Annotated in this window: 18 protein-coding genes; 7 read left to right on the top strand and 11 right to left on the bottom strand. The window is 64.1% G+C overall.

Annotated features, from left to right (window positions below):
* Positions 1-8: 8 nt before the first annotated feature.
* Both EV641_RS07150 and EV641_RS07155 read right to left on the bottom strand, forming a co-directional pair.
* Positions 9-2,738, bottom strand: coding sequence for a hypothetical protein (locus EV641_RS07150; protein WP_132471286.1), 2,730 nt, complete (start codon positions 2,736-2,738; stop codon positions 9-11).
* Positions 2,739-2,969: 231 nt separating this feature from the next.
* Positions 2,970-4,793 carry a TerD family protein gene (locus tag EV641_RS07155; RefSeq protein WP_241996896.1) on the bottom strand — a complete coding sequence of 608 codons (1,824 nt, stop codon included), beginning with the start codon at positions 4,791-4,793 and terminating at the stop codon, positions 2,970-2,972.
* Between the two features lie 178 nt (positions 4,794-4,971).
* Between EV641_RS07155 and EV641_RS07160 the strand changes: the two genes are divergently transcribed.
* Positions 4,972-5,286, top strand: a complete 315-nt coding sequence (locus tag EV641_RS07160; protein ID WP_132471288.1) for a hypothetical protein — start codon at positions 4,972-4,974, stop codon at positions 5,284-5,286.
* Positions 5,287-5,408: 122 nt separating this feature from the next.
* On the opposite strand, the gene EV641_RS07165 is transcribed toward EV641_RS07160, so the two are convergent.
* Positions 5,409-5,984 (bottom strand): TetR/AcrR family transcriptional regulator, encoded by a 576-nt coding sequence (locus EV641_RS07165; protein WP_199233170.1) that lies wholly within the window; start codon positions 5,982-5,984, stop codon positions 5,409-5,411.
* A 91-nt stretch (positions 5,985-6,075) separates the two neighbouring features.
* Between EV641_RS07165 and EV641_RS07170 the strand changes: the two genes are divergently transcribed.
* The 3 genes from EV641_RS07170 to EV641_RS07180 are packed head-to-tail and all read left to right on the top strand — an operon-like array spanning position 6,076 to position 9,048.
* A complete protein-coding gene (locus EV641_RS07170; RefSeq protein ID WP_132471290.1) occupies positions 6,076-6,660 on the top strand; it encodes an NAD(P)H-dependent oxidoreductase in 585 nt (194 codons plus the stop codon).
* A complete protein-coding gene (locus EV641_RS07175; protein ID WP_132471291.1) occupies positions 6,657-8,081 on the top strand; it encodes a DHA2 family efflux MFS transporter permease subunit in 1,425 nt (474 codons plus the stop codon). The genes EV641_RS07170 and EV641_RS07175 overlap by 4 nt, the downstream gene beginning before the upstream one ends.
* A 1-nt stretch (position 8,082) precedes the next feature.
* Positions 8,083-9,048 (top strand): zinc-binding dehydrogenase, encoded by a 966-nt coding sequence (locus EV641_RS07180; protein ID WP_132471292.1) that lies wholly within the window; start codon positions 8,083-8,085, stop codon positions 9,046-9,048.
* Between the two features lie 25 nt (positions 9,049-9,073).
* Here the strand turns inward: EV641_RS07180 and EV641_RS07185 are convergent, their stop codons facing one another.
* The 7 genes from EV641_RS07185 to EV641_RS30255 form a co-directional block, all read right to left on the bottom strand.
* Positions 9,074-10,840, bottom strand: a complete 1,767-nt coding sequence (locus tag EV641_RS07185; RefSeq protein WP_132471293.1) for an oleate hydratase — start codon at positions 10,838-10,840, stop codon at positions 9,074-9,076.
* A 108-nt stretch (positions 10,841-10,948) separates the two neighbouring features.
* Complete coding sequence (locus EV641_RS07190; RefSeq protein ID WP_158289133.1) at positions 10,949-12,550, bottom strand: MFS transporter; 1,602 nt, start codon at positions 12,548-12,550, stop codon at positions 10,949-10,951.
* A 72-nt stretch (positions 12,551-12,622) separates the two neighbouring features.
* Positions 12,623-13,612, bottom strand: coding sequence for a linear amide C-N hydrolase (locus EV641_RS07195; RefSeq protein WP_054713513.1), 990 nt, complete (start codon positions 13,610-13,612; stop codon positions 12,623-12,625).
* Positions 13,613-13,673: 61 nt separating this feature from the next.
* Positions 13,674-15,122 (bottom strand): class II fumarate hydratase, encoded by a 1,449-nt coding sequence (fumC, locus tag EV641_RS07200; protein WP_132471295.1) that lies wholly within the window; start codon positions 15,120-15,122, stop codon positions 13,674-13,676.
* The gene (locus tag EV641_RS07205; RefSeq protein ID WP_132471296.1) at positions 15,122-16,774 is read right to left on the bottom strand and encodes an NAD-dependent malic enzyme; all 1,653 of its coding nucleotides are present in this window, start codon (positions 16,772-16,774) and stop codon (positions 15,122-15,124) included. The genes fumC and EV641_RS07205 overlap by 1 nt, the downstream gene beginning before the upstream one ends.
* Before the next feature lie 28 nt (positions 16,775-16,802).
* Positions 16,803-17,399, bottom strand: coding sequence for a thiamine pyrophosphate-dependent enzyme (locus EV641_RS30250; protein WP_347238222.1), 597 nt, complete (start codon positions 17,397-17,399; stop codon positions 16,803-16,805).
* Entirely contained in the window at positions 17,368-18,465 is a 1,098-nt protein-coding gene (locus EV641_RS30255) for a thiamine pyrophosphate-binding protein (RefSeq protein ID WP_347238224.1), read from the bottom strand. Before EV641_RS30255 ends, EV641_RS30250 begins: the two co-directional genes overlap by 32 nt.
* A 453-nt stretch (positions 18,466-18,918) precedes the next feature.
* Here EV641_RS30255 and EV641_RS07215 point away from each other — a divergent pair, with 453 nt between their 5' ends.
* A complete protein-coding gene (locus EV641_RS07215; RefSeq protein ID WP_132471380.1) occupies positions 18,919-19,836 on the top strand; it encodes a mechanosensitive ion channel family protein in 918 nt (305 codons plus the stop codon).
* On the top strand, positions 19,833-20,297 hold the full coding sequence (locus EV641_RS07220) for a hypothetical protein (protein WP_054714531.1): 465 nt from the start codon (positions 19,833-19,835) through the stop codon (positions 20,295-20,297). Before EV641_RS07215 ends, EV641_RS07220 begins: the two co-directional genes overlap by 4 nt.
* Before the next feature lie 653 nt (positions 20,298-20,950).
* On the opposite strand, the gene EV641_RS07225 is transcribed toward EV641_RS07220, so the two are convergent.
* Positions 20,951-21,805, bottom strand: a complete 855-nt coding sequence (locus tag EV641_RS07225) for a 3-hydroxyacyl-CoA dehydrogenase (RefSeq protein ID WP_054714534.1) — start codon at positions 21,803-21,805, stop codon at positions 20,951-20,953.
* Between the two features lie 427 nt (positions 21,806-22,232).
* Between EV641_RS07225 and EV641_RS07230 the strand changes: the two genes are divergently transcribed.
* Complete coding sequence (locus EV641_RS07230) at positions 22,233-23,222, top strand: linear amide C-N hydrolase (RefSeq protein WP_054714548.1); 990 nt, start codon at positions 22,233-22,235, stop codon at positions 23,220-23,222.
* Positions 23,223-23,285 lie beyond the last annotated feature (63 nt).

Raw genomic sequence — 23,285 nt, forward strand, 5'->3', positions numbered from 1 at the left:
TCCCGCGATCAGAAAGGCCCTCGCAGTCTGGATATCGCCTGCTCCGCTGCGGCCACCCTTTGCTCGTACCACCCCACGACGAACGTGGCATACGCTTCGCGGGCCAGGTCGACGGTGCGGTCGCGGAACTCCATGAGTTCGGCGCTCACCGCCGACTGAACCCCGCGAAGGTCTCGCGGGCCGAGGTTCCACGGCTCCGGGAGGATCTCTGCGGCGACCTCGTCGAGAATCCCGCGCTGATCGGAGTCATCCCTCACAACGAAATGCGCTAGAACACCGACAGTTTCGGACACCAGCACCACGTCAGGAGAGCCGGGCGAGCTCAACACGGCATATGCGATCAGCCAATTCTCGTCCAGCGCTCCGGCTTGCGCGAGCTCAACGATCGAGTCGACGACGAATCGGGCGTTGAGTTCGATTGCATCGGCAAGTGCAGCAACATGTCTGGGCGGTAGCGTGGGAAGTACTGCGGAACGGGCCTTCGCAGCGATGATGCATACCGCCAACCCGGCCAGCACGTCATCCGGCAGATCGGCTTCGTAGTGCCGGGCATAGTCGGTGATCGTCGGCAGACCGTACCGACCGAGGTCGCGGTCCAGTTCCTGCTCGGATATCCCGTCCCAGCTGTTCCTCAGCCGGATCAAGGCCCACGCGCCGGCAAGTGCGTCATGATGTGGATCTTCCTGCCACGGCGCGGAACCCGTGTGATCCAGCAGGTTCAGGATGTGCCGGGCAAGCAATTCGACGTCCGTGCTCCACGGTTCACACACCACGGCGTCCTGCAGAAAGCGCGGGGCGACCACGCTCGGATACCTCTGGACCATCTCACGCCACTCGGCAGCCGTCCATTGCTGCGCTGCGACGACCTCGTCCAGGCCCGGGATCACTCCCGAGCCTTCGCCGAGCTCGTAGAATGCGCGCCACAGGGCGACTACCGCCAGTTCACTCCGCACCCGCGCCCCCTCCCCTTGCTCGGCGAGGGCGAAAACACCTTCGGCGATGATCACGCTCTGGGTGGTGTTCACCAAGGACGGATCCGCTGCGAAGTCACCGAAGGTGGGCACCCCGGCCACATTGCTCGCGATGAACGCCAGCACGGACGGTTCGAGCCGAGAGCCGAGCGGTCTGCCCATGAAGTCGAGGTGGCCGATCACTGCAGGCTGCAGGTAGTCCATGCACGTCGCACGTCCTACCGGGCCGACCTCTGCGACGAGCTGCGGACCTCGGGTGTCGTCGCACAGTACCGGCACCACCACGAGTTCGAGGATCTCGAGGGCCAGCTCGCGGCCGAAATCGCTCGTGAGATCGGCCCGGATGATCGCATCGAGCACTTGGAGTGCCGAGACCGCCACATCGCCGATCTCGTAGGCGGAATACAGACTGCTTCGCAGAGCACCGAGAACGCGGTCGGCCTCTGCCACGAGTTCGGGAGTCCGATCGCAGTATTCGAGCAGTGCACGCTGCGCCGGATCTGCGTTCCGGAACCACGCGTGATCCTGGAACACGCGAAATGCGAAGACCCGTCCGGCGAGAGTGCGCACCACCGGGGCCGGCCGGTCGTCGGCCAGCCATGCACCGAATATTCGGGCAGCCTGCGCTGCGGTGTCCCCGAAACTGCGGTCCACCACGTCGACGATCAGCGACGCGAACTCCGACTCCATCGCCGTGTGGGGGCTCTGTTCCAGCAGGACCGTGGTCGCTTCGTCCAACGAGTCGTGCAGATCGCTGTCCGCCACCACTGCCATCGCCAGCGGCCACATCGGCGACAGGTCGTCGTCGCCCGCTTTCCCCGCGATCTCGTCCTGATGGGCCAGTGTGCGGGCGGCAGCCGATTTGTCGACGAGGACGATCTGCGCCAGTCTCGACCACGGGGTCACCGGCACCATGTCGCCGTTGTCGACGCGATGCGGTGCCCCATCGAGCACGCCGAGTGACGGCGATTCGTTCTCACCGAACACGACGCATCCCGGGGTGTCGCCCGGAAGGTCCTCGAGGGGCACCGCGACGAGATGTGCGCCGCGCGCGACAGGGTCGTCGACGGTGTGCAACCTGTCGAAGGTCGACCATCCGAAGCGTCGGCTCGTTCCCGGCGACATGAAGTGCGAGACCGCGGCGATCCATCCGGCCGCGCTGTCCGAATCCGTGCAGCCGAGGACCACGGGCGAGCCACCGCGGAATGCCTGAGCAACCGCGTCGAGCAGGACGCTGAAGATACCGATCCGGGAGGTGGTCGGGTCGAGGAGAAAGGTCACGGCGGCGGCGCGTGAGGCGACATCACTCGGCCTGGGTTCCGGAGATGCGAGGATCGCGGAAGCGACGCCACTGGGCCCGTACGGTGTGAGCCACTCGGCCGAGCGCCATCGTTCGATGGGCCGAGGGCTGCCTGCCGCATCGGTGTGCCGGTCGAGAAGTGCGTGAGCGAACACGTTTCCGTTCCGACCGGAGGGTTCCGCACCGGCCGGTACGGTGTGCCAGTACAGGCCTGTGTTTTCGCCACCGGGTACATACATCAGTCGACGGGGCCGATTCTCCACTTCCTCGCCGATCAGGAGTCGAGGAATCGGCTGGACCGGTTCGAACCGAGTCACGACGCCCGCGAGCAGTGTTTCCTCTTCGGCCGCGTCGAGGTCGCCGGTGGTCTGCTTGATCTGCCAACCACCGCCGCCGGCGTGGCCGGGGCGGTCGAAGGAGGTGTAGGTGAGCTGCCCGAATCTCGAGCGGTCGGCACCGGTGATCACGTCACTCGGCCGACCCGTCGATCCGAGTCGTACCGAGCGTCGACCATAAGCAGGTTGTGGATCACGATGGACGGTGAGACCACGACCTGCACCGATGCCGGGACACCATCGGAGACGCAGAGAGTACGTGCGTGCGGCTGCGCCCGATCGAGACCTGCTCAGGTGCGGTTTCGGTGGGATCCATGACCACTGATACTAGGCCAGCAAGCTTGCCCACTACAGCGAGACCGATCAGTCGTTGTCTTCGACATCCACCCCGTATCTCACTGCGAGCGCCGCGAGGTCGTCGTCGTACCCCTGCCCCACCGCCCGCAACCGCCACTTCCCGGACCGTCGGTAGATCTCGGTGAGCACCATCGTGCGTTCGGTGGTGCCCGCGTCGAGGACCGCGGTGGCAGCGGTGCCGGCCTCACTGTCCACGCTGATGGAGACCGCACCGAGGTCGCCGAACGTGCGGTCTCCGTCGATGGCCGCCGCAATCGCGATGCGCTCGCACTCATCCGGAATCGATACGAGGTCGACGCGTACGGATTGCTCGCTGCTGCCGTCCATCGTCAGTTCGACGGCGCCGTCGTCGTAAGTGGGATTGTTGTAGAAAACGAAATCGTCGTCGGTGTCGACTCTTTCATTACTGTCGAGTAAGAACGCGACGACGTCGACGTCCAACTCGTTTCCGACGGCTTCGGCTTTCCACGCAATGTTGACCGACCACTGCGTGGTCTTCGCCGGAAGGTCGATCACTTCGCCGTGTGAGAGCACCGGCGCCGTCAGGCGGGATTCGGTGCGCATGTGCGGAGGGACGACGCCCTTCTCGATCGCGGCATTCACGTCGTCCGGCGTGAGTACCGGCAGCTGACGGTCTTGGACCCGCGACAACCGCTTGTCTGCGTCGGCGCCGTCCAGGAGCAGGGCGTCGGTGACGGCGGCCGTGAAATTGAGGGACGGTCGGGCCCCGAGCTGCGCGATGCGTGAGCGCATCATGACCGCTTCGAGGTGGGTGCCGCCCAGTAGGAGGACGCGACGCCCCGACCACAACTTCGGCTTCTTGCCCTGGAGCGCCCAGTTCGGCGGCTCCGGCGTGGGCATCGACGTCGTCACCGGGGTTTCCTGCTGCGGAACGATGTCGATCACCGTCGCCACCTTGGGCTCCCCCGGCGCCACTCGCTCCAGCAGTGCTTCGAGTTGCTGTTCGGTGATGACGGGGATGCCCTCGGCCATGGCCTTGCGTACCTTGGCGGTCTGTACGCCGGGGTCGTTGCAGACGACGACGCTGGTCTGGCGACTCGCGCTGTTGAGTACGTCGAGCCCGGCGTCCGTCATGCGGTGGGCCAGCGTCGGCCGCGGTGTGGTGGTGGCCCCACTGATCACCACCTTCATGCCCTGCACGAGCCCCGCCTCGGTGAGACGGCCCGGGTTCTTCCACTGGCACGGCACTCGCTGCACCGAATCCGGGTACACCGACTTCCGGCCGCGGCAGTTCACCACGGGCAAGGGCAGCTGCAGATTCTCGGCCAGGGTGGCGCTGCGCACGAACACCTCGGAGAGCACGCGCGCGTCGTCGTACGCATCGTGTGCTTGCAGTTGCTGGACCTGCCAGTGCCGGGCGAGGGTCGCCAGCTTGAAATTGGGGACGTCGAGCTCCAGGCGCCGCGACAACGCCAGGGTGCAGAGCCGCTGTTCGGCCGGGATGGACCTGCCGGACCGCCGGAACTCGGCGTCGAGGAATCCGTAGTCGAATGACGCGTTGTGTGCGACGAGGGTGCCGCCGTCGAGGATGTCGGCGAGCTCGCCGGCGATGTCCGTGAAGCGGGGTGCACCGGCGAGCCGCTCGCGTGTCAGGTTGTGGATGTGCACGGGCCCGGGGTCGCAGTCGGCGTTGACGAGGGTGGAGAACTCGCGTTCGACAGAACCGTCCTCGCGCAGCACCAGAGCGGCGACGCTGAGCACGCGGTGCGCGTTCGGGCGCAACCCGGAGGTCTCGACGTCGACCACCACCCAGCGGTGACCGCGGGGCAGCGTCGCAGGCCCGTTGGCATGTGCGCGCGTATCGATCACATCGACCTCCTGATGCCTTCCGCGTCGGGATGGAAAACCGACATGACCGACATTCTTACCGGACGCCACCGACAGGTCCCAAGGCAGGCCGGGGCCGAATCGACTTGTGTAACACCACTGCCAGCACTGCCGATAACCAGGGACTTCTGCTGATCGGAATTCGGGTGACGGGACAAACGTGAAGAACTGGTTGGGGCTCTTTGCAGCCCTCGTCATCCTCGGATTGATCATCGAGCACTGGCAGACCATCCTGGTCGTCCTCGGCATCATCATCGGGGTCGTGGTCGCTGTCGCGATGATCGCGGCGGCAGCTCCCAAGATCCGCGGAGCCACGGAGCGCGCGCTCGAGGCCCGGCGGAACGCAGCAGAGATGGAACGTGCTCGGCGATCGGGTTTGCGGGCTCGCGCCCTGACGCAGCACGACTGGTACCTCGAGGGCAGCGATCGCGGGGTCTACGGCGAGTTCCCGCCCGTCGACCTCGACAAGCTCTAGTTACGCCGCCGCATTCCACAGCACAGCCGCGCGCCGGAAAGACAGCCGCTCGCGGTCGACACGTTGTTCGCGTCCGTTTCATCCGCGGTTGCGCTTCGAAGCCGGGCACCTTTAGTGATGAGTCACCGCAAATAGCCGCGCAGGAAGACCCGCACCCCCGCGCGCACATGCTCTTCGGTCGAACGCCCCCCGCCTGAGGTGTCCCGGCCGATCAATGCCATCAGATGGAATGCGGCGAGCATCGGGTCGTCGAGGTTCAGCCCGTCCAGGTTCGTTAGACGATCGGCGAGGTGCCGGCGCACGCGTAACGGCCCGGCGTCCCTCCATGCGTCGACGGCAGCGGGCGGTATGTGGTCGATGTCGGCCTGGATCTGCCGGACGAGAGCGAAGTGGGTGACGTACTCCTCGTCCCACACCAGGGCAACGCCCAGGTCGGTGAGGTCGTCCTCGAGGTCGGTGACCTTACGCAGGTAGTTGTCGATCACGGACATGTGTCCGGCCGCGACGCGGTCGGAGCTTGCGGTGATGACAGCCTGGAAGAGCGTCGCCTTGTCGCCGAAATGGTTGTAGATCGTCCGTGTCGAGACGCCCGATTCTTTGGCGATCACGTCGATGCCGGCCCGCGTGTAACCGTCGCGGGCGAACACCTCGAGCGCCCCGGTCAGAATCGATTCCCGCTTGTCAGCACGTAACGCCATGGTCCACACCTTAGTAAGTACAACACCCATTGCACTTTTTACATTACTCGTTGTACTTTATCTGTGCACCCAACGACCAAGGAGACACCGCATGACACGGATAGCAATCATCGTCGGCAGCACCCGCCCCGGACGTCGCGCAGCATCCGTGGCGCAGTGGGTCCACGAGGTCGCCCAACAACACCGGCCGGACGACACCTACGACGTCATAGACCTACGCGACTACGACCTGCCACACCTCGACGAGTCCGCGCCCGCGATCTTCGGCACGTACGAGAAGGAGCACACACGACGGTGGGCCGCGACGATCGGGGCATACGACGGATTCGTCTTCGTCGCACCGGAATACAACCACTCCTTCCCCGGCGCATTGAAGGACGCCATCGACTTCCTGTTCGACGAATGGGCCGACAAGGCAGCAGGATTCGTCACGTACGGAGTCCAGGCCGGAGGGGTGCGGGCAGCCGAACACCTTCGGCTCGTACTGGCCGAGGTCAAGGTCGCGACCGTACGCACCCAGGTAGTGCTGTCGCTGCACCACGACTTCGACATCACCGACCCACTGGAACCCGGAGCATTGATACCTGGGCAGCACCAGGAACCGGCGCTGACCGGCCTGATCGACGAGGTCTCCGCCTGGTCGGAAGCACTGAAATCGCTGCGAGTGCCCGCATGACCGCCGTCATCGGCCGGGCCGGGCAACGCGCGGCGGTTCGGCCGATGACCGTGACGCTGGTCGTCGTACTCAACATGCTGATGGTGGTGCTCGACACCACGATCGTCCACATCGCGATCGGCACCCTTGCCCGCGAGTTCCACGCCACGATGACCGACATCCAGTGGGTGACCACCGGATACGTCCTCGGGCTGGTCACCATCATTCCGATCACCGCCTGGGCGGTCGGACGCTTCGGCACCAAGCGGCTCTACCTCACCGCAATCATCTTGTTCGTGCTCGGCTCGGTCTTGTGCGCGTGCGCATGGGATGTGTGGTCGCTGGTGGTCTTTCGTGTGGTGCAGGGACTCGGCGGCGGCATGCTGATGCCGGTCGGCATGACCATCGTGCTCCGCGCAGCGGGCGAAGGCGAAAACGGTCGGCTCATGAGCATGCTCGGCATCCCACCTCTCATCGGCCCACTCATCGGTCCAGTACTGGGCGGCCTCCTCATCGACGCAGCATCGTGGCGTTGGATCTTCCTGATCAACGTCCCGGTCGGTCTCGTCGGGGTGCTACTCGCCGCCCGCCTTCTCCCCGCCGACCCGAACCGCACTCGACGCAGCCTCGACTGGATCGGGCTCGCGTTGCTGTCATGCGGGCTCGCAGTGTCGGTCTTCGGACTCACCGGCGGAGGAATCATGTTCGCCGCACTCGGTGGCCTGCTCGGGGCCGGATTCGTCGTCCGGTCTCTCACGACCGACGAGCCGCTCATCGAACTCGGATTGTTCCGTCGCCGCAAGCTCGCCGCGTCGGCTCTTACCCTCACGTTCGCGGCAGCGGCGTACTTCGGGTCCATGGTCCTGCTGCCCCTCTACTATCAGATGGTTCGCGGGGAGGACGCACACACCACCGGACTGCTCAGTATTCCGCAGGTTGTCGCAACCGGCCTCACGATGCAGGTGGCCACCCGCCTGGTCGATCGGATTCCACCCGGCCGAGTCGTCGCGCTGGGCACGATCATTGCCCCCATCGGGGTTCTGCTGTTCGCCGTCCTTGTCTCTGCCGATACCCCGTATTGGCAGCTCATGGCTGCTATGTCGGTGATGGGCGTCGGCATCGGTATGACGCTCATGCCTGCTACTGCCGCGGGAACCCGCGGCCTCACCCACGACGAGGTGCCCTCCGCCAGCACCGGGCTGATGATCATTCAGCAGGTCGCGGTCGCGTTGGGCACTGCCGTGTTCTCGGCCGGGCTCGCGCGGTCCGTCACCGAGCGCCTGCCCGAGGTGCAGGATCTCGAGCAGGCCTTCCTACTTCCCGAGTCGTCTCTTCCTCTCCTGGCGGATGCTTTCCGTTCCACCTACCTGTGGGTGGCCGTAATATTGGCCGCTGCGCTTCTCCCCGCACTGCTCCTTCCACGCCGACGCATCGAGGTATGACATGCACGCAATACGACTGCACGCCTTCGGTGTTCCCGACAACCTGATCTACGAGCACCTTGCGGACCCTGTTCCAGGGCCCGGCGAAGTCCGTATCGCGGTCGAAGCAGCCGGAGTACACACCATCGAGACGAAGATCCGGCGCGGCGAGACCGTGGGACCGCATCTGCCACCAGCACTTCCGCTCGTGCCGGGTGGGGAGGTCGCCGGTACTGTCGATGCGGTCGGCGACGGCGTCGAGCCGACATGGATCGGTCGGAGAGTCGCTGCGCACCTCGACGGCCACGGCGGCTACGCCGAACTCGCCGTCGCTCGCGCGGAAAACCTCTACCCCATCTCCGACGACCTGTCCGCCGACGTCGCCGTCGCGATGATCGGCACCGGTGCAACCACGCTGGGACTACTGCACACCACACAACCGACCGTCGACGATGCCGTTCTCGTCCTCTCCGCCGCCGGTGGCATCGGCACGCTGCTCGTCCAGAGCTTGCATCGTGAGGGCATTTTCGTCGTCGGGGCCGCCGGTGGTGCGACGAAGACCGCACAAGTGCGCGACAACGGTGCCGATATCGCGGTGGACTACAGCGATCCCGACTGGCCGGAGCGCCTTTCCTCTGCACCCCGGGTCAGCGTCGTGATGGACGGCGTCGGCGGCCGGATCGGGCGACAGGCTCTCGAACTTCTCGCCCCTGGTGGCCGGATCATCCTCTACGGGTGGGCATCCGGCTCACCCACCGAGATCGCAACCACCGACCTGATCTCCCGGCAGCTCACAGCGACCTGGGCGCTGGGGCCACGCATGGTTCCGCCGGGCGGGTGGGACGCATTGCGCTCGACCTCCTTGGAGCGCGCTGCGACCGGGGAGTTCCGACCGCTGATCACACGCTTCCCTTTGTCGGAGGCCGCAGCAGCGCACGCGGCGGTGGAGGGCCGGACAGCGCGCGGGAAGGTGATCCTCACCGTCTGACCTCCACCTACCCGCGGTGCCCCAGTTACTCTCGGGTCAAGATGTGGTACTCGTGCAGCAATTGGCCGATCTCGTTCTCGTCGAGCTTCTTGCTCAGCCGTCGACGCATCAGCTTCGGCAGCGGTACGTTCTCTTCCTTCTTGTCGTTGAGAAAGTACGTTGCCTGCAGCAGCTTCCGGATGTCGTATGTCGATCCGAACACCTCGGGCACACCACGTTCGATGCCCAGCAACTCGTATGCAGCCTCCATCCCGGTGCGGACCGAGTACTCGGTGGTGAAGATGCAGTCGCGGGTGGTTTCCGCGAACTGCCCGAGGAAAGCGAAGTTGACGGCACCTTCCGGGACCACGGCCGGCCGGTCCCCTGCCTGACGCGGCATGAAGAACGAGGTGACGTACGGCATCATCACCGGCACCGTCTTCGCTGCATTCGCAGCGAGCTCAGGGATGTCCCCGATCGGAACACCCATGTGGTACAGCCATTCCTGAGTGATCTCTTCGCCCGTGCACTCCTGCATCGGCTTCTTCACGTAGTCGCCCGGAACATCGACGAACAGCGAATACACCCACACGACGATCTGATCCTTGGGCTGCTGCTTGAAATGCGGCTGACGGTTCACTGTCCAGCTCATCAGCCACTTCGAATCCCGGGCGGTGACGATGCCTCCGGTGACGACACGTCCACTGAACGGATCCCGCTTACAGATCTTCTGGATGTACTCGGGGATACGTTCGTCGAGTGTCGTGACGGTCGCGGACTCCCATTTGGTTTCGGGGATGTGCGCACCGAACACGTCGGGGCGACCGAAGGCAGGATCCTTCTCTGCGATCCGACGCCACAGATCCCATGCCGGCGCGGGCCCCTCGTCGAGCCGCGCCGGTGTGTGGTGGTCGCCGTTGTTCGAATTCTCCGTCAACGAGCCGATGGTGGTGAGCACGAGATCATCGAGACCCAGATCGACGCCACCCTCGGCCCCCTCGGACACCCAGCGGATTCGCGTGGCCTGCTTCTTCTCGGGCGTGATCTCGAAGTCGATGTCCGTGACCTCGGTGTCGAACCGGAAGTTGACACCCTGATCGAGCAACCAGGTGTACAGCGGCAGCACGAGCGACTCGTACTGGTTGTACTTGGTGAATTTCAGGGTGCTCAGATCCGGTAGGCCACGGATGTGGTGGATGAACCGGTGCAGATACAGCTTGATCTCGAGCGCACTGTGCCATTCCTCGAACGCGAACATGGTGCGCCAGTACAGCCAGAAGTTGCTGTCGAGGAACTCGCGGCCGAATACTTCGTCGATGCGCTTGTTCTCGAGCTCCTCACGCGGCGTGAGGAACACCTTCATGATGTCCTTCTGCGCCTTCGAGCTCATATCGAACTTGAAGTCGGTGTGGGCGTCCTGCCCACGCTTCTCCGTGACGCGCTGAAGCGAATAGTTCGGATCATCCTTGTTCAGCCAGTAGAACTCGTCGAGCACGCTGGCGTCGTCGACCTCGAGCGAGGGGACGGACCGGAACAGATCCCACAGACACTCGAAATGATCCTCCATCTCGCGCCCACCGCGGATGACGAACCCCTTCTTCGGCTCCTTGATTCCGTCGAGTGCACCGCCGGGCAACTTCAGCCGTTCGAGGATCGTGATCCGGTTGCCGGCCATCCTGCCGTCGCGGATCATGAATGCTGCCCCCGCCAGCGAAGCCAGTCCCGAGCCGACGAACCACGCCGACTTGTCGTCCACACCCTCAGGCTTGCGTGGACGGGCGAATGCCTCGTAATTGCCACTGCTGTAATACATTGCGTCTCATTTCTCGTGTCAGGAGCACTTGTAGAAGCCCTCGCCCGACGCATTGTCGAGCTGCTCTCACCGATGTAGTTCTCTTCAGTCACCGGCACCCGGCGTGGATCAGCCCTCCGGTTCTCGACGAGCAGGAAGGTGCCGGAACGCAACGATCGGCAGGAGCACCGCCAACCCGAGCACGAACAGGCTCGCGCGCAACGCGACCAGTCTGGATTCGATGTTGATCTCCACCGCGCGGTCGAGCTGCTCCGACGTCAGGTCGAGTCCCACGAGACGGCCGCGGAGATCGTCGTTCGCGACGAAGCTGACGGAGCTGGTGGTCACATGGATTCTGCTGTCGGACTGCAGATCCGGGTCGTCAGCCACTCGACTCGATGCGGACTGGGCGAGCACCGACATCAACACCGCTCCTGCGACTGCGGTGCCGGTACACAGCCCGAGGAAGGTCGCCATCCCCCGAGCACTGCCGATCTCCCCGGCAAGGGAGGGCGGGCTGGTCTCCATGAGAAGCGCAGCGCCCGCGCTCAGCCCGACTCCGATCCCCAGTCCCAGACACACCTCGCTGACCCCGGTCCACACGCCCGACCAGTGATTCGAAATGGTGAACGCAAGCAGAATCACGGATGCGGCGGCGAGTACGTGTGCTCCGGTCAACAGCCAGCGGCACGCGACCAATCGCATCAGAATCGGTGTCGCAGCCGCCGAGACAAGTGCAGCGAGGGAGATCGGCACCAGCATCATCGCCGAGCCCATCGGACTCTTGCCCAGCACCATCTGGGTGTACAACGGCAGCAGATAACTCACTCCTGCCATCAGCAGGTTCACCGCGACCAGACCGCTCAGACAAGCACGGTTGAGCCCCGACCCGAACACCTGAGGGGCGAGAAGCGCCGTCCGACCACTGTCCTGCAGCGAATGCTGCCGCACGGCGAACACGTGCAGCACCAGCACGCCGAGCAGCAACAGTGCCAGCACCGGCGACAGGCCGAGCACACCCACCGGAGCCGAGTCGGCGGCCAGCAGAAGCCCCCACGCGCCGATCTGATTGATCGCCGCGACCAGCAGGAGTACACCGACCGCCGAAAGTGCGATGCTCACCTTGTCGACGGAACCCAGGAATGGAGTCCGGGGCAGGACAACCCGTGACGCAATCACGAGGGTCCCGACGATGACGACGAGCAGGAGCAGGAACGGTGCCCGCCAGCTCCAGGTCTGGACGAGGAATCCACCGACCAGCAGTGCGAGTGCGGCGCCGATACCGGTGGTTCCCGCCAGGATCGACACCGCGACTGTGCGCTGCGTCCCGGAGTATGCCTGGCCGAGAATTGCCAGCGCGTTCGGAACAAGCAGAGCGCCACCGAGTCCCGCGACCGCCTCGCCGGCGACCAGCATCGAGACTTCCTGGGCAAGGAGGCAGATCAGCATGCCTGCGGCGTAGACGGTCAGTCCGAGCAGTTGGGTGTTCCGGGCACCGAGGACTCCACTGATCTTGCCGCCCGTGATCGTGAATGCGGCGACGAACACCCCGTAGGCGACGATGGCCAACTGCACATTCGAGATCGTGGTGTCCAGCCCCTCCACCACCGCACTGATCGCCATGGGCAGTACCGATGCGTTGAACACCGAGACGAGACCTGTGAAGCACACAAGTATCAGCGGCAACCAGGTCGCTCTCAGGTGTGCCTCGTCTGCGCTCTCGGTTGACACACGAACGGAAGGCTGCTGATCAGCGGTATCCATATATGCCCCTCGGGGATCGTGCAGTGAGTGCGAACCTGATCAGGACGGCAGAGTGAGGAACTGCATCGGAGCCGTTTCCTCGAAGCGACCGGTGACGTTGCCGGCGAGACCACCCTCGAGCGCCTTGTCACCCATCAAGTCGAGCTTGCCCGCGGGCGCCCCCTCCCCGAAGTCGAGTTCGTCGAGGTCTACCCACACGATGTTCGGCCGCGTGGTCGAGTCGAAGACGAACCGCCTGTTGGTCAGGTCGGCGACCGTCTGCCAAATCGTCTGTGACGCATTCGGCTTGTCGGGATCCGGAATACGGAAGGGCTGCGCGGCATTACGGATGACACTGAACATGCCTGCGATCGCCTCGACCTTCGTCTTGGGCTCCGGCAACCGGCCCACGTAGTACGCGGCGCGCGCGAACCTGTCGGCCGCGAGGGTGGTCCCGGGCAACGGCTTCGTACCACCGAACCCGTCGACCTGCTCGAGTAGTTCGATCTGCTTGTCGTAGGTCGGTGAATTGGTCATCACGCGATAGTCGCGGTCGTGCCAGACGGTGACCTTGCCGTCGACGTACTCGATGATCGCCGAGTCACCGGTCGCGTCATCCAGTGCAAGGTGCACGGCAGGCACCTCCCCGGTCGCCGGATCGCCGAGCGGCACGACCTGGACTTCGGACTCGGCAATCCACGCCGTAGCGTCCGCGACTGTGGAGAAGTTGTCCAGGAAGTACTGCAACCAGACCGCCATGCTCAGACCCGGCCGCGACTTGTCATGAGTGCCGTAATCGGATTCGGCAAGCCACAGAATGTGGCCCGAGAGTCCCCCTTCGTTCATTCCGTCCACCGTCATCATGTCGAACGCACCGGCCACGACACTGCCGTATTTCGCGGTCCACGCGAGCGAACCACCGACGCCGTCGTCACGCTCGATCCCGCGGGGAAGCGACCACAGGTTCGTCCCGGTGTCTCGGTGATAATCCATATTGCGTCCCACCAGCACGGACCCGGCGGCGTCCGGCCACATCACCCGTGTACACATAGCTCCACCTTCCATCGCATTGTCGAGAGAGTTGGTCGGGTGGCACGTCCACCCTGAACTGTCACAAGGTGCCGACCATCTGCCGTGGGTCCACAACTTTGTCGAACTCTGCGGCGTCGATGTACCCGGTCGCCAGGGCAGCCTCGCGCAACGTGGTGCCCTCGTCGTTCGCCTTGTGGGCGATCGCGGACGCCTTGTCGTAGCCGATGACCGGCGACAAGGCGGTGACCAGCATCAGCGAGTTGCCGACGTACCGATCGATCTGCGACCGGTCCAGCTCGGCGCCCTCGATACAGAATTCCCGGAACTTCCCTGCGGCATCGCCCAGGATCCTGGCCGAGTGCAGGACGTTGTTGACGATGATGGGCCGCATCGCATTCAGCTCGAAGTTCCCCTGCGTCCCAGCCAGGGCGACAGCCGAGTCCTCGGCAAGCACCTGGATGCACACCATCACCATCGCCTCGCACTGGGTCGGATTCACCTTGCCCGGCATGATCGAGCTGCCCGTCTCGTTGGCCGGGAGCACCAGCTCGCCGATCCCGCATCGTGGCCCCGAGGCCAGCCACCGGATGTCGTTGGCGATCTTCATGAGTGGAACAGCCAGCGCCCGTAGTCCGGAACTGGCGGCAACCATGGCGTCGAGCCCGCCCTGGGCGGAGAACTTGTTCTCCGCCGTGCGGAAGGGATAGCCGGTGAGCTCTGCGAGCTTCGCGGCCACCTCGACGTCGAACCCGGGAGGGGCGTTCAGGCCGGTGCCGACGGCGGTACCGCCCATGGCGAGCTCGTGAAGTCCCTCCATGTCGGCCTTCAGGCGTTCGAGCCCTTGCCGGATCTGCGTGGCGTAGCCAGACCACTCCTGCCCGACAGTCAGCGGCGTCGCGTCCTCGAGGTGGGTGCGGCCGATCTTGACAACCTCATGCCACTGCTCGGCCTTCACCTCGAAGGCCTCGAGCAGCTTCTCGATCGCGGGGATCAGGCGCTCGTTGAGCTCCTTCACGACGGCGATGTGCATGGCCGTCGGGAAGGTGTCGTTCGAGGACTGCCCCATGTTGACGTGATCGTTCGGATGCACCGGGGTCTTCGCGCCCAGTTCGCCGCCGACAAGTTGGATGGACCGGTTACTGATCACCTCGTTGACGTTCATGTTCGACTGGGTGCCCGAGCCGGTTTGCCAGACATACAGCGGGAAGCTGTCGTCGAGTCGGCCCGTGATGACCTCGTCGGCGACCTGTGCGATCAGGGTCGACTGCCATTGCGGCAGGCGCTCGGCCGCGCCGTTCACCAGCGCGGCCGCCTTCTTGACGTAGCCGTAGGCGTGGTAGACCTCGTGCGGCATCCGGTCGTTGCCGATGGAGAAGTGGACCAGGGAGCGCTGGGTCTGAGCGCCCCAGTACCTGTCCGCCGGGACGTCGATGCCGCCCATCGAATCGGTTTCGTGGCGGACCCCGGTCGCGTCGATGCCGATGGGGAGGTCGAGAACGACGGGGGTTTCGGTGGCCGGGGCTCCCATCAGAGGTCCCCGTCCCGGTAGACGGGCTGCCACATGGCGTCCTCGACGGACTGGATCAGTTCCTGCGTGGGCTTCGTGGCCACTCCCTCGGCGATGGCCTGCTTGGCCACGGCGACCGCCACGGTGGCGGACGAGGCGCGCAGGTTGTCCACCGGCGGCAGCAGCGACGCGCCGCGGCCACTGGGGTCGACCTGGCCGGCGACAGCTTCGGCAGCGGCGAGCAGCATCCCGTCGGTGACCTGGGTGGCCCCGGAGACGATGGTGCCCAGGCCCAGACCCGGATAGAGCAGCGCGTTGTTCGCCTCGCCGATCACGTAGTCCACACCCTCGAAGGGGACCGGATCGACGGGGATGCCGGTCGCGATCAGGGCGTTGCCTTTCGACCACGCGACAGCGTCGACCGGCATGACCTCGATCCGCTCGGTCGGGTTCGACAGCGGCAGCAGGATCGGGCGCTCGACCCCGGCGCACAGCGCCTCCACGACGTCGCGAGTGAATGCGTTGTGCGCGGTCGAAGTCCCGATCAGAATCGTCGGCTTCGCTTCCTTCACGACGGTGAGCAGATCGATCTTGCCGTCGACGGTGCGCGCCCACTCTGCCACCTCGGCCGCCGGCCGCGCGTATGGCGCCTGATAGTTCGGGAGGTCGGTCATGTCGTCGGTGACCAGGCCGTTGACGTCGACGAGCCACACCCGGGCCCGGGCGTCAGCGAGGTCGAGTCCCTCGCGAACCATCGCTGCGGCGATCTGGTCGGCCATGCCGGTGCCGGCCGTTCCTGCCCCGAAAACCACGAGACGCTGCTCGGCGAAGCTCTGCTTGGTCACCTTCAGGCCTGAGAACACCGCGGCCATCACGATCGCACCCGTGCCCTGATTGTCATCGTTGAAGATGCGGTACTTGTCTCGGTTCTTCTCCAGGATCCGACGCGCGTTGGACGGACCGAAATCCTCGAAGTGCAGCAACGCGTGTGGAAACAGGTCGGCGGCCGTCTCCAGATAGCGGTCGACGAAGTCGTCGTAGCGATCGCCGGTCACGCGAGCATGCCTGTTTCCGAGATACGCAGGACTGTTCAGCAGGGTCTCGTTGTCGGTGCCGACGTCCAGGTGCACCGCCAACACGCGCGCCGGGTGGATTCCGGCCGCTGCGGTGTACACCGCCAGCTTCCCGACGGAGATCTCACTACCGTTCACCCCCCAGTCACCGATACCGAGGATTTCCTGCGCGTCCGAGACCACTATCAGGTCGATATCGTCCGGGCCGAAGCCCAGGGTCTCGAAGGACGGCCGCACATCCTGGGGCCGGTCCACCGAAAGGTACACGGCTCGCGATTGACGGTAGTCGTGGCTCCAGTTCTTGATCGCGGCACCGATGACCGGGTCGTAGATGACGGGCAGCAGCTCCGAGAGGTGGTCGAGAATCACCCGGTAGTAGAGGACCTCGTTGCGGTTGTGCAACGCGCTCAGGTAGTCGTATTTCTCGAGATCGGTCTCGAAGGAACTGAGCTGAGTGTAGGCACGCACAGCTTGCTGATCGAGAGTTTCCACTGCAGCGGGGAGCCGCCCGACCAGCGCAAGTTCCTCCCGCTGCTCATATGTGAAGGCGGTGCCCCGGTTCCGCAGCGGATCGGTGAGTACATCAGGCTTCTTCGACACGGTTCTCCTTGGAGGTTGTGAAAGGTGACTACAACAGAGGGGGGATGGTGGGCAGGATCGGCACTTCCAACACGGTGGGGCCGGAGCGGCCGAGCGCAGCCTTCACCGCAACCTGGACTTCGGTCACTGTCTCGGCACGTTCGGCGGCACATCCGTACCCCTCACCGAGTGACACGAAATCCAGCGACGGGAGATCGAGTCCCGGCACACCCGGCGTCTCTTCCAGGTCGGCGAACGCCTTGAGAATCGCATACTCCCCGTTGCGGGGAACTACGTAGAGAATGGGGAGTCGCTGGGCGGCAGCGGTCCCCAGCCCCTGGATGGCGTAGTGGAACGATCCGTCGCCGATCATCACCACCACCGTTCGGTTTCGACCGGAATCACGTTCTGCCAGAGCAATACCCACACTTGCCGGCAATGTCCAGCCGAGGCTTCCGCTCGCCGCGGTGTAGAAGGAGTCGGGCTTCTCGATCGGCCATGCCGTGTGCAACTCGGCGATATTCGAAGGCGACTCCTCCATCAGCACCGTGTCGTCGGGCACCACCGATCGGATGGTCTCGAACAGCTCGACCGCGGTCATGACCTGACCCGGCTCACCCACCAGCGGTGCCGGATGAGGAGCCATACGATGCGGATTCACCTCGATCGGTGTGCTCGGCGCACGGTCGTCGACTCGCTCGATCAAGCCCTCGAGCGCAAGAATCGCATCGCACAGAAGACTGTCGCCGACGGGGGCCTTCGCCGCCTCCGCCGGATCGTCGGTGACATGGATGAGGGTCATCCCCTCGGGCAGGTACTCCCCCCGCGACGTACGGGTAGTAGCGGAACACGGGTGCGCCGATGACGATCCCGACGTCGTGGCCTGCCAGGCGGTCGGCAAGCGGGCCGATGGCGAACGGCAGCCCACCCCGGTACTGGGGGTGGTGCTCGGGGAACGGTGGCCGCTCCGAGGACGGCGCAGCCCAGACGGGTGCGCCGAGCTTCTCTGCAAGAGTCACCGCTTGTGCCCAGCCATCCCCGCGGGCGATCGAGGATCCGTAGATGAGCACCGGGTTCTTCGCGCTGGACAAGGAGCGGGCGAAGTCGGCGATTCGTTCCGGGTCCGGTCCGATCCGCGTCGCCACCGAGCGAACCACGGGCGTGCTCACCGCAGGTTGGTCCCAGTCGTCCAGCGGGATCGAGAGGAATACCGGGCCGGCCGGTGGCTGCATGGCGATCACGTAGGCGCGCATGAATGCCGCGGGTACGTCCGCAGCCCGAACGGGCTGATAGCTCCACTTCGCCCACGGCTTCGTCAGCATTTCGGGTTCGACGTTCGTCAGCCACGGTTCCATCAGGAGCATCTCGCGTGTCTGGTTTCCCGCGGTCACGATGAGCGGGGTGCGGTTCATCGCCGCGGTCATGATGTTGCTCATCGTGTTCGAGATCCCCGCGGACGTATGCACATTGACAAGGGCGGGCGACCGGGTTGCCTGTGCGTAGCCGTCGGCGATCGCGACAGCCGAAGCCTCCTGTAGGGCAAGGATGTACCTGAAATCGCTCGGGAGCTCCTTCAAGAAGGTCTCCTCGGTCGAACCTGGGTTGCCGAACACCGTGGTCAGCCCGAGCTTGCGAAGCAGGTCGAATGTGACGTCGCGGATAGTGTGCATCAGTACCCACTCACCTTGCTGCTCCTCCGTATGGTCCTGCACGACGAGCTCTTCCAGATCCGGCCACGCCGGACTTCTTCAGGTCGCTCGGGAACAACATCGACGAATCACTCATCCGTTCCTCCATGTGGCGCTCGTCGAGCCGTCGCCGTCCACCATCGAGTGAGTGGACGCAACAGGCTGGTGACAAACAAAGGCGTCGGCCGTAATCGAAATGCGTCAGGTATGTCGACATGAGAAATCGCTGGTAATCCAGGGAGATCCAGCAGATGCGCGACGGACGCTGGAACGATTCGCAATCTATCACAGGACACGTCCACGGACGCGCGTTCCGAAATCGAACGAAACCTCTGCGTGAACCACGCTCTCTGATAACGTCGAATTCACGGCGCAGTATGCCTCTTCGAATCCGCGTGGGATTGTGCTGTCACCAACACGTCCGAAGGGCGGGGCTCATACCACTCCGAATTCAGGGAAGAGCGAGTGAACTACGGGATGCATGAATTCACCACGCTGCTGGCATTCGAATGGGAAGCGCCGTCGTGGACCGAGGACCTCGTTCGGTGGGTTTCGTTGCAGGGGGCGAGCCTGATCCTCTGGACCACCGGCGCCCTACTGGCTGCGCGCTTCGTGCAATGGCTCGTCCATCGGATCACCGATCACATCGACGGTGCCTTCACCGAGTCCGACGCGATCGTGCGTTCTGAGACGCTCAAACACCGGCACTCGGTCGCCCAGGTCATCGCATGGATCGCGTGCGTCGTGATCTACGCGATCGCGTTCGTGAGCGTCTTGCGGAACCTCGGGTTACCGGTGACGGGCATCGTCGCGCCGGCCACGGTGATCGGTGCGGCGATCGGATTCGGTGCGCAGCGCATCGTGCAAGACCTCCTCGCCGGATTCTTCATCATTGCGGAGAAGCAGTACGCGTTCGGCGACACCGTCAACCTCACGCTCACCGGAGCGATCACCACCGAGGGCACTGTCGAGGACGTCACCCTGCGGGTCACCCAACTGCGGTCGAACGACGGGGAGATGGTGACCGTCCCCAACGGCCAGATCATGAAGGCAACCAACCTGTCGAAGGACTGGGCACGCGCGGTGGTGGACGTGCCCGTGCCCGTCGGAGCGGACCTGAGCCGGATCAACGACATCCTGCAGGAGGTCGGGCACGCGACGTTCCTCGATCGCCGGATGAACAAGCTGCTGTTCGACGAACCGTCCCCCATGGGAGTCACCCGACTCGAGCTCGACACCGTGACGGTACGCATGGTTGCCCGCACCCTCCCCGGCAAACAGTTCGAAGTCGGTCGCGACCTGCGCCGACGCATCGTCAGCGCCTTCGCGCGAGCCGGCATCGCCCGTCTGCCGGACAACCACGAGACCGAGAACTCTCTCGGAGGCACATCGTGATCGCCGATCACCACGACGACCGGCCACCGAAAACTGCTGCAGCCGAGCCGGTCAGTGGACAGACATTGTGGAACCGAATTCCGCGTCGACTCTTCGGTGGACACATGCGCACCACCACCGCTGCCCTGATCCTGCTGTTCGTCGTCACCCTGACGTTCTACAGCCAACGGGCGGCACACTACGAAGCGCTCGACGAGGCCGCACACACCAGCGTGCCGTCGGTCCCACACACCGATGCGCCGGCGGAGGACTCTACGGAGACAACTTCCACGGGGACCTATTCAGTGACCCCGACAACCACTCCGGAACCCACGATCACCACCAGCCCGGTTCCACTGCCGGACGCATCGGTGTCCGAAACGGAAACACAGACCCCTCCGACTTCCGCTCGCACCGACGAGACACCTGAACCGACGCCCACGAGCCTCGTACCGACCACGACCTCGCCCGGCGACCCGTGAGTCGCAGAAATTCACCCGCCCATTTAATCCTTCTACGTCACCGAGATGGTTCATCCGCAGGCGAAAAATGATAGAAAAATCGGGAGACCTTTCGAGGAGGAAATTATCAGTCCGGGACGAAAGTCCCGATACCGCCATTTCCACGTGCCACGTGGAACCGACATCGACGAGAAATGCGCGACGGACAAATCGTCGATATGTCGTACCGAATTCCGAACGCCTGGACATGTTCGGACAACACCGGTCGAATTGCCACAGCTGCGGTAAGCCAACCTGCCCAGGAAAGGCGTATGAATATGCACTCGAGTCGTCTGGAACGAACCTGTGGTCGCTGCCGCGTGGCATCGAACCGGAACCAGCTCGGCACCAGATAGGTTCGCTCGAGCAGCACATTACTTCGATCGTCTACCGGCCCCTCAGAACCAGGTCGAGACCGTCACGGGAATGCTCAGCGACCTGTGTTCGAATCAACTACCCGGCCCACTGACGGGCTTCCACCTATCAGTCCCTTCCCGCGCACGTCCCAGCCATCCGCGCGTGCAGTTGCAGTCGCGGACAGCTGAGAACGTAGCGGGACGCATTACGCCACAGATATTTCGACACCCACCACGAGATCGAGGGGCCGCGAATCTGCGACAACTGAGGCCACCGTGTCAGGAGTATCGGTAGAAACCTTCGCCCGACGCGAGACCCAGCTTGCCCTTGTCTATGTAGTTCTCCTTCAACCACACCGCGAGTTTCTTCTGCTCGTCGTCGCCGTTGGCCATGATGTTGTACGGGGTGGAGAGCCCGATGATGTCGTAGATCTGGAACGGTCCGATCGGCGCGCCGGTCGCGATCTTCCACGTCTTGTCCACGGCCTCGGGGTCCGCGTACCCGCCGGCAGCGAGTTGAGCCGCCGATGAGAGGAACGGTACGAGAAGCGAGTTCAGGACGTACCCGGCCTTCTCCTTGTGCAGTTCGATGGGCACCATGCCGATCTCGGTGGCGAACTCGACCACCGCCGCGAACACCGCAGGGTCCGTATCAGGAGTGCCCATGATCTCGGCTGTGTTGAATTTCCAGACCTGGTTCGCGAAGTGCAGCGCAAGAAACCGGTCGGGGCGCCCGGTGGACTCCTTCAGGTCGCTCGGGAGCAGCGTCGACGAGTTGGTCGCGAAGATGGTCTTCGCCGGCGCTGCCGACCCGATCTTCCCGTAGATCTCCTGCTTGAGCGACAGGATTTCCGGTACCGCTTCGACAACGAGGTCAGCGTTCGCGACCGATTTCTCCAGGTCCGTTGTCAGGGTGATTCTTTCGCGTGCTTTCTGAACAGCATCCTCGGTGGCACCCGGTACGTCCTGCTTGTATGCCTCGCCCAATCCGACGAACCGTTCTCGTGCCCCATCGAGTGCTTCACTGCTGATGTCGTAGGAAGTGACATCGAACCCCTTGTAGGCAGACTGGAATGCGATCTGCGACCCCAGAACCCCGGCTCCGAGCACGGTGACTCTTCGAATTTCACTCATTTCGTTCCTCCTTGTGAGCCCAGTCGATCTGCGCTCTGACACATGGACAAATGCGACAGATACGAGGCGGACGTTGTCGAATGGAGTCGGTGTGTGTACACGACAAGGTCTCCGATGGCCCGATGGGAAATCAGAGCAAAATTGTGGATCCCGGAACGACTCGGAATCTATCACAGGACGCAACCGCGCACGGGCGTTCCGAAGCAGCGCACTGCCGTGCAGTGGATCGTCCACAGAACTACCCAATACCCGGTGGACCAGCAAGAATTCACCCGCTGATTTCAACCTCGAACTGCCACCGATTCGGATTGCCCACGGGAAGAATGATCGGACACCAACTGAACACATGGGTACCGTAGGAATGCGTGCCGGATGCATCGTCGGTGTCCCGCACCATCAACCGCTCAGGCATGGAAAGGCGCAGGTGATGTGCACGCGGATAGTGTGGAGCGTCCCCACCGGTGGGGTTATCGTAGGCCGGACCATGGACTTCCACATGGACACCGCAACCAACCTCTGGTCGCTGCCGCGTGGCGTCGAGCGGAATGACGGTGTCGGAGGGCAACTGGCCTGGACCGCGAAGTACGGCAGCGTCGTGGCAGCGGCCTACGACCTGATGACGGTCGACGGCATGAACGAGGGTGGATTGGCTGCGCACGTTCTGTGGCTTTCCGAGTCCACATACGGCGCACGCGACGACAGCAGACCCGGACTCAGTATGGCTGTATGGATGCAGCACTTCCTCGACAACTTCGCGAGCGTCGACGAAGCAGTCACGTGGATCAACGAGACAGGCGTGCAGGTGGTACCGCTCGCTGATCCCGCTACCGGGCTGGTGCCCGCTGTGCACTTGGCGCTGGACGATGCGAGCGGGGACTCCGCGGTCGTCGAGTACTTGGACGGCAAGGCCGTCGTCTGGCACAGTCACGACCACGTCGTCATGACCAACTCCCCCACCTACGACAGGCAGATCGAGCTGCTGAAACAGATCGACGGCTTCGGGGGCGACAGACCACTCCCCGGCACCAACTCTGCGACCGACAGATTCGCCCGCGCTGCATATTACGTCGGCCGGTTACCTCTGCCGGCGAACCCGGCCGAGGCCGTCGCAGGGATGCTCAGCGTCATCCGCAACACCGCACAGCCCTTCCGCAGGCCCGATCCCGGGAAACCCGATGCCTCACAGACAAGATGGCAGATCGTCGCAGATCTGACCAACAGGAGATACGTCTTCGATTCCACCTCCCGACCCAATCTGGTATGGGTCGACCTCGCAGATCTGGACCTCGGCGAAGGCGCACCGGCGGGCAAGTTGAATCTTCTCGGCGACACCGCATTGCAAGGTGGTCTTGCCGGTGAGGTGTCGGGCCATTTCGAGAAGAGCGACCCGTTGCAGTTCCTCACACTCTCGTCCTGAACCACCGGCGCGGGCACCCCGGCCCGCCGTGGACATCGACATAGCCCATCCGGTCCTTCCCGC

The organism is Rhodococcus sp. SMB37, assembly GCF_004345605.1.
GTDB lineage: Bacteria > Actinomycetota > Actinomycetes > Mycobacteriales > Mycobacteriaceae > Rhodococcus.

Excerpts from the sequence above, each read along its gene's own strand:
- EV641_RS07165 (WP_199233170.1), bottom strand. The coding sequence starts at position 5,984 with ATGGCGTTACGTGCTGACAAGCGGGAATCGATTCTGACCGGGGCGCTC.
- EV641_RS07170 (WP_132471290.1), top strand. The coding sequence starts at position 6,076 with ATGACACGGATAGCAATCATCGTCGGCAGCACCCGCCCCGGACGTCGC.
- EV641_RS07175 (WP_132471291.1), top strand. The coding sequence starts at position 6,657 with ATGACCGCCGTCATCGGCCGGGCCGGGCAACGCGCGGCGGTTCGGCCG.
- EV641_RS07180 (WP_132471292.1), top strand. The coding sequence starts at position 8,083 with ATGCACGCAATACGACTGCACGCCTTCGGTGTTCCCGACAACCTGATC.
- EV641_RS07185 (WP_132471293.1), bottom strand. The coding sequence starts at position 10,840 with ATGTATTACAGCAGTGGCAATTACGAGGCATTCGCCCGTCCACGCAAG.
- EV641_RS07195 (WP_054713513.1), bottom strand. The coding sequence starts at position 13,612 with ATGTGTACACGGGTGATGTGGCCGGACGCCGCCGGGTCCGTGCTGGTG.
- fumC (WP_132471295.1), bottom strand. The coding sequence starts at position 15,122 with ATGGGAGCCCCGGCCACCGAAACCCCCGTCGTTCTCGACCTCCCCATC.
- EV641_RS30250 (WP_347238222.1), bottom strand. The coding sequence starts at position 17,399 with ATGGCTCCTCATCCGGCACCGCTGGTGGGTGAGCCGGGTCAGGTCATG.
- EV641_RS07215 (WP_132471380.1), top strand. The coding sequence starts at position 18,919 with ATGCATGAATTCACCACGCTGCTGGCATTCGAATGGGAAGCGCCGTCG.
- EV641_RS07225 (WP_054714534.1), bottom strand. The coding sequence starts at position 21,805 with ATGAGTGAAATTCGAAGAGTCACCGTGCTCGGAGCCGGGGTTCTGGGG.
- EV641_RS07230 (WP_054714548.1), top strand. The coding sequence starts at position 22,233 with ATGTGCACGCGGATAGTGTGGAGCGTCCCCACCGGTGGGGTTATCGTA.